This is a genomic window from Mesorhizobium sp. M8A.F.Ca.ET.021.01.1.1 (assembly GCF_003998025.1).
Taxonomy (GTDB): Bacteria; Pseudomonadota; Alphaproteobacteria; order Rhizobiales; family Rhizobiaceae; genus Mesorhizobium.
Genome location: NZ_RZSJ01000463.1, coordinates 1 through 5,108 on the forward strand (window position 1 = coordinate 1; position 5,108 = coordinate 5,108).

A 5,108-nucleotide genomic window follows, 5' to 3' on the forward strand; every position below is an offset into this window, starting at 1 on the left:
AGGCAAGGTCGTACAGAACATCGATGCTGGCGATCTGGTCATTGAATTCGATGCAATCGAAGAGGCGAGGCTCGCCATCGAAAAGGCAGATGTTGCGCAGGTGCAGATCGCCATGACACTGGCGGATCTTGCCCGCGGCCTCCCGGCGATCCAGCAATCCGGAATGGCGCGCGAGTGCGGTGCGGAAAGCCCGGGCAAACGTCTCGATCTCTCGTTTTGTAAAAACGTGACTGGTGCCAAAGCCGGCCTCGTTGATGTCGAGCACGCCCATCAAATTGAATGAGCCGGTTCCGTTGTGGATCTTCGGCGCCGCACGGTGATGTCCCACGATCATGCGTGCGACCGCCGTCATCAGCGCTGGCGTCAGTTCTCCCGCGGTCGCCATCCGATCAAGGAGCCTCGACTGATCAAACCGGACCATCTCGATCACCGCATCGACCATTTGGCCAGCGCCATCGAAAACGAGTTTGCCGTCGACTTCGCGGGTAATGCGCCGCACGCCCAGATAGAGGCCGGGTGCGGTCCTGGCGTTGAGTTCCACCTCTTTTTCGCAAGCGGCCAGCCTTAGTGCTGGCGTCGAGAAATCGACATAGGGCAGCTTGACCGCCCGTTTCATCTTAAAGGCACGTCCATCGATCAAGAAAATTCGCGAGATATGAGTCTCGATCGCTTCGACCTGTCCGGCCATGCCATAGGAGGCGGGATCAAGCAGGAACGCCGTAGCGGATTGCTGCTCGTCAACGACCATGTCCGGCCTCATCGATGCCTGTGTCGTGCGGAGACTGTTTGCGCCCTCTGTTTTCATTGCTGCAACGTCTCGACATAACCGGCCAGATCATGGATCCGTTCCCTGGTGACGATTTCCCCGGCATTCGGGCCATATTTCTTCACGTCACCCGGAAGGAATTGCCGACCCCAGACCGGCATGTCGCGATTGCCATGCGCCGGCACCATGCCGCGGCCGTCGATGACGGCAAAGACGCGCCAATAAGGGAATTCGCCGCCATTGCGCCTGGAGAGGCGCGTCAGGTCGCTTGGCCGCTTCAACAACTCGTCGCCCAACGGGCCGTCCCCCTTGCCTTCAAGGCCATGGCAGACGGCGCATGAGTTCATGTATTCCGCCTTGCCGTTGCCGAGTTCCTGGGCGCCAGCTGCGTTGAGGGCCAATCCCGCCAAAATCGCCGCGATCAGGAATTTCATCTGCGTTTCCCCGACTGATCGACTGAAACCTACAGCCCTGGTTTGCTAGTGCGTTGATGCGGATCAAATGCCGCCGCGGTCACGGTATTTGATTCAGCGCAATGAACGCATCGGGCAGCCTCGCTAATGACTGAAACCACGACTGATCCTTCAATCGAAATCAGGAGTTGCCGCCGTGACTTTCAGGACCTTGCTTACGGTTACCGGGCCGAACCAGGGTGAAGGTGATCTCAAGCTAGCCGCCTCGCTGTGCGAACAGGTCGGCGCCCATCTCTCCGTGCTCGTTCTCGAGCTTGCCGCGCCGCCCTCAGGCGGCGAGTATGCCGCTGTCGTTTCGCCTGCCTGGCTGGAGGAACGCCAGGCCGAGCTGAAAAGGCTCGAGAAGAGAATTTCGGATGTCGCCGGCTTTCTCTCCCAGAGCGCCGTATCGGCCGATCTGAGCGACGACTATCCCGACACGGGGTGGGCGGACGACGTCATCGGAAGGCGTGCCCGCTACGCCGATCTGACCATTCTCGGGCCAGATTTGCTGGCAAGCCATACGCTGAAGGATAAAGTCATCGAGGGCACGCTGTTCTCGTCGGGAAAGCCTATTCTGCTCGTTCCCGAGGGCACGCGGCCGACGCTGAAGCCGAAACGCGTCCTCGTTGCATGGGACGCCCGCCTTGAGTCATCGCGCGCCGTCCGCGAGTCCCTCGATATGCTGAAGGGCGCCGAAGATGTGCGCCTTGTCATCGTCGATCCTATTGAAGATGAGTTCCATCATGGCGAGGAGCCGGGTGCAGATGCCGCGGCCTATCTTGCCCGGCATGGCGTGAAGGTTACGGTCGACCGGCTGCCGAGCGCGAACCATTCGGTTGCCGATGTGCTTCGCCAGCATGCCGGCGACGTTGCGGCTGAGCTGATGGTCATGGGCGCCTACGGTCATTCCCGGTTGCGCGAACGGATTTTCGGTGGGGTCACCAAGTCGATGCTTGAAGGTCAATCGTTGCCGGTCTTCATGGCGCGATAGCAATTCACAGGGAAGAGCGGGCCGGCGCAGCTTGCGCCGGCCCGCTCTCGTTCCTGTAGCGAAGGGTTGCGGACTTACTCGCTCGCCTCTCGACCGGACACCTGCTCGATCAGAATCCGGAAGAAGACATGCGGTGCATTGTCGGCCGCGGGAGGAGTGATCGGCTTGAGTGCGCCGGGCTCCCACCAGTCGGTGTGCTTGCTCAACACCGACCAGGCATGGTCCCTTTGAAGCTTGTGGCCGATCCGGTCGGGCAGCTCTTCATATCGGCCATCGACAATGACACTTCTCCATCCTCGGCCCTGGCCATGTTCGTCCACCTGGACGGACACCAGCGGATTGGACCGCATCCATTCGATCTTTTTGCCCGGCATGGAAAACGCGTAAAGATGAGCGTCCGAATGGGCGTAGTGGAAGGGCACGACATAGGGCTGCCCATCCTTAGCGCATGCCAGATGGCCAACACGATTGGCCGTCAGCAATTTGGTACATTCCAAAGCCGAAAGCGTGCTGATCTGCATTAGTGCGATCTCCTGTTCTTTACGGCTAGGCCGGAAACGTGCCGCTGGCCAGTTTTGTACAGTTGGGCAGCCTCGTCCATAGCGAAGACAACGTCGTTGTCAGAGAGCCGCGGGAACCGCAGATAGTGGTGGCCCAAGGCCCGGAACTGTCCTGGCTGACTAAGGCAAACCACACGGTCCGCTTCCTGTTCCAGTTCAACGACCGTCTCTTGCGGTGAAACAGGAATTGCCACGACGATTTCCCTCGGTGACCGGCGCTTGAGGGCGCGGATCGCGATTTTCATGGTCGTACCGGTCGCGGCCCCGTCATCGACGATGATCGCGGTCTTTCCCGCAATCGAGATCGGTCTGGTCTTCCAGCGATAGGCAGCGCGCCGGCGCTCGAGTTCTGGTCGCTCATTTGCAATCAAGACACGTAGCTCGCATTCGTCGAGTGCATAGGTCTCGACAATCTCACGGTTCAGCACGACCTCCCCAGGGTCGCCATCGACGATTGCGGCAACAGCCAGCTCGGGATTGCCCGGGGCGCCCACCTTGCGGATGATAAGCAGATCAAGAGGAGCGTGGAGGGCTTTGGCCACTTCCACTGCGACGGGCACGCCGCCGCGCGGTAATGCCAGTACGATCGGGTGATGCAATTGAAGCCTGCTCAGTTCCAGGCCAAGCTTGACTCCAGCGTCTTCCCGGTCGCGGAACATCGGTCAATCCACCGGCCACAGTTTTCGCAGCGACTTCTTCATCGAGTTTCTGACCTGTACGATCTCGCCATGCGAAATGTGACGGTCGAGAAGCTTGAAAACGGCACTGATCGCGACATCGAAATCGATCTCCTCATCGTAGCCGAAACTGTTTCTAACGCTGATAATAAAGTCGCGCTTGGTGCGCTCATGCGCAGGCACCGCGGGGTTCCAGCCTTCGAAATAGATGCCGCGGACCAAAACAGGCAGTTGCGCCGAGAGATCGGCCATTTCTGCTGGCGAAAGCCAATCCCGCACCGTGTGTAGAACGGATCTCAGGAGACGGCACGCGCTCGGTTCGCTCCAGCAGAGGTCCTTGGCGAGCTCCTTGACCCATTGTTGCGCCTGCTGGCCAGCGTGCGTGAAGTCAGCAAAGGACGTGTGGGAAATATGACCCATGGCGGATGCTCCTCGAAGATTTGAACTCCATTCTCAGGCATCGAAAGGCTTTGAGCATTGAGCAGGATCAAATCGTTCAAAAGTGCGTCGCCCCGATTGTTTTCTACAGCCGCCTCGACCAGTTCGAGGAGGCCGCGCACCCGCTGGCAAAGGGGACGAACACCGTTTGCGCAAGCGGCGGGTTTCAGCCGCCGGATTTTTGCACCAGCAGCGGAATGATCCGGTCGCTTTTCGCGACGGCCGGCCGTCCCGCCGAACCGTAGGGGATGCCGAGCGCGTCCCAGGTTTCGACCAGCGCGTCCTGCAGTTCGGCGATCAGCGCATCCGAATGGAATGGCGTCGGCGTGATGCGCAGCCGCTCGGTGCCGCGCGGCACGGTCGGGTAGTTGATCGGCTGGATATAGAGGCCGTGCACGCCAAGCAGCCGGTCGCTGGCCATCTTGCACAGCTCCGGGTCGCCGACCAGAACCGGCACGATGTGGGTCGGCGATTCCATCACCGGCAGGCCGGCGGCGGACAGGATCTGCTTGGTTCGGCTCGCCTGCTGCTGCTGGGCGTCGCGTTCGGCCTGCGAGCGCTTCAGGTGACGGATCGACGTGGTGGCCGCGGCGGCGATGGCCGGCGGCAGCGCGGTGGTGAAGATGAAGCCCGGCGCATAGGAGCGCACCGCGTCGATGACGGCACTGGTGCCGGTGATGTAGCCGCCCAGCGTGCCGAACGCCTTGGCCAGCGTGCCCTCGATGATGTCGATGCGGTCGGCGAGGCCCTCGCGCTCGGTGATGCCGCCGCCGCGCGGCCCGTACATGCCCACCGCATGGACCTCGTCGATATAGGTCATGGCGTTGTAGCGCTCGGCGAGCTCGACGATCTCCTTGATCGGCGCGATGTCGCCATCCATCGAATAGACGCTTTCGAAGACGATCAGCTTGGCGCGTTCGCGCCCGGCCGTCTGCAAAAGGCTTTCCAGATGCGCGACGTCATTGTGCCGGAATATCTTCTTCTCGGCGCCCGAGCGCCGCACGCCTTCGATCATCGAGGCATGGTTCAACTCGTCCGAGATGATCAGGCAATTGGGCAAAAGCCGTGCGATGGTCGAGATCGAGGCTTCGTTCGAGACGAAACCGGAGGTGAAGACCAGGGCGGCTTCCTTGCCGTGCAGGTCGGCCAGCTCATGCTCGAGTTCGACCAACGGGTTGGACGTGCCGGAAATGTTGCGGGTGCCGCCGGCGCCAGAGCCCA

Annotated in this window: 6 protein-coding genes and 1 pseudogene; 1 reads left to right on the forward strand and 6 read right to left on the reverse strand. The window is 60.9% G+C overall.

What is annotated here, in order from left to right:
* Positions 1-748: pseudogene (locus EOA36_RS27110) on the reverse strand (aminoglycoside phosphotransferase); the annotation flags it as partial.
* Positions 749-801: 53 nt separating this feature from the next.
* Complete coding sequence (locus tag EOA36_RS27115; RefSeq protein WP_127280173.1) at positions 802-1,200, reverse strand: cytochrome c; 399 nt, start codon at positions 1,198-1,200, stop codon at positions 802-804.
* A gap of 175 nt (positions 1,201-1,375) precedes the next feature.
* Here EOA36_RS27115 and EOA36_RS27120 point away from each other — a divergent pair, with 175 nt between their 5' ends.
* Complete coding sequence (locus EOA36_RS27120; RefSeq protein ID WP_127280174.1) at positions 1,376-2,212, forward strand: universal stress protein; 837 nt, start codon at positions 1,376-1,378, stop codon at positions 2,210-2,212.
* 74 nt (positions 2,213-2,286) lie between these two features.
* Here the strand turns inward: EOA36_RS27120 and EOA36_RS27125 are convergent, their stop codons facing one another.
* From EOA36_RS27125 to hemA, 4 genes are all read right to left on the reverse strand, one after another.
* Positions 2,287-2,733 carry a pyridoxamine 5'-phosphate oxidase family protein gene (locus EOA36_RS27125; protein ID WP_127280175.1) on the reverse strand — a complete coding sequence of 149 codons (447 nt, stop codon included), beginning with the start codon at positions 2,731-2,733 and terminating at the stop codon, positions 2,287-2,289.
* Positions 2,733-3,431 (reverse strand): phosphoribosyltransferase, encoded by a 699-nt coding sequence (locus EOA36_RS27130; protein WP_127280176.1) that lies wholly within the window; start codon positions 3,429-3,431, stop codon positions 2,733-2,735. Before EOA36_RS27130 ends, EOA36_RS27125 begins: the two co-directional genes overlap by 1 nt.
* Before the next feature lie 3 nt (positions 3,432-3,434).
* Positions 3,435-3,869, reverse strand: a complete 435-nt coding sequence (locus EOA36_RS27135; RefSeq protein WP_127280177.1) for a DUF2267 domain-containing protein — start codon at positions 3,867-3,869, stop codon at positions 3,435-3,437.
* Positions 3,870-4,053: 184 nt separating this feature from the next.
* Positions 4,054-5,108, reverse strand: a 1,055-nt coding sequence (gene hemA / locus EOA36_RS27140; RefSeq protein WP_127280178.1) for a 5-aminolevulinate synthase, incomplete at its 5' end; no start/stop codon positions are given.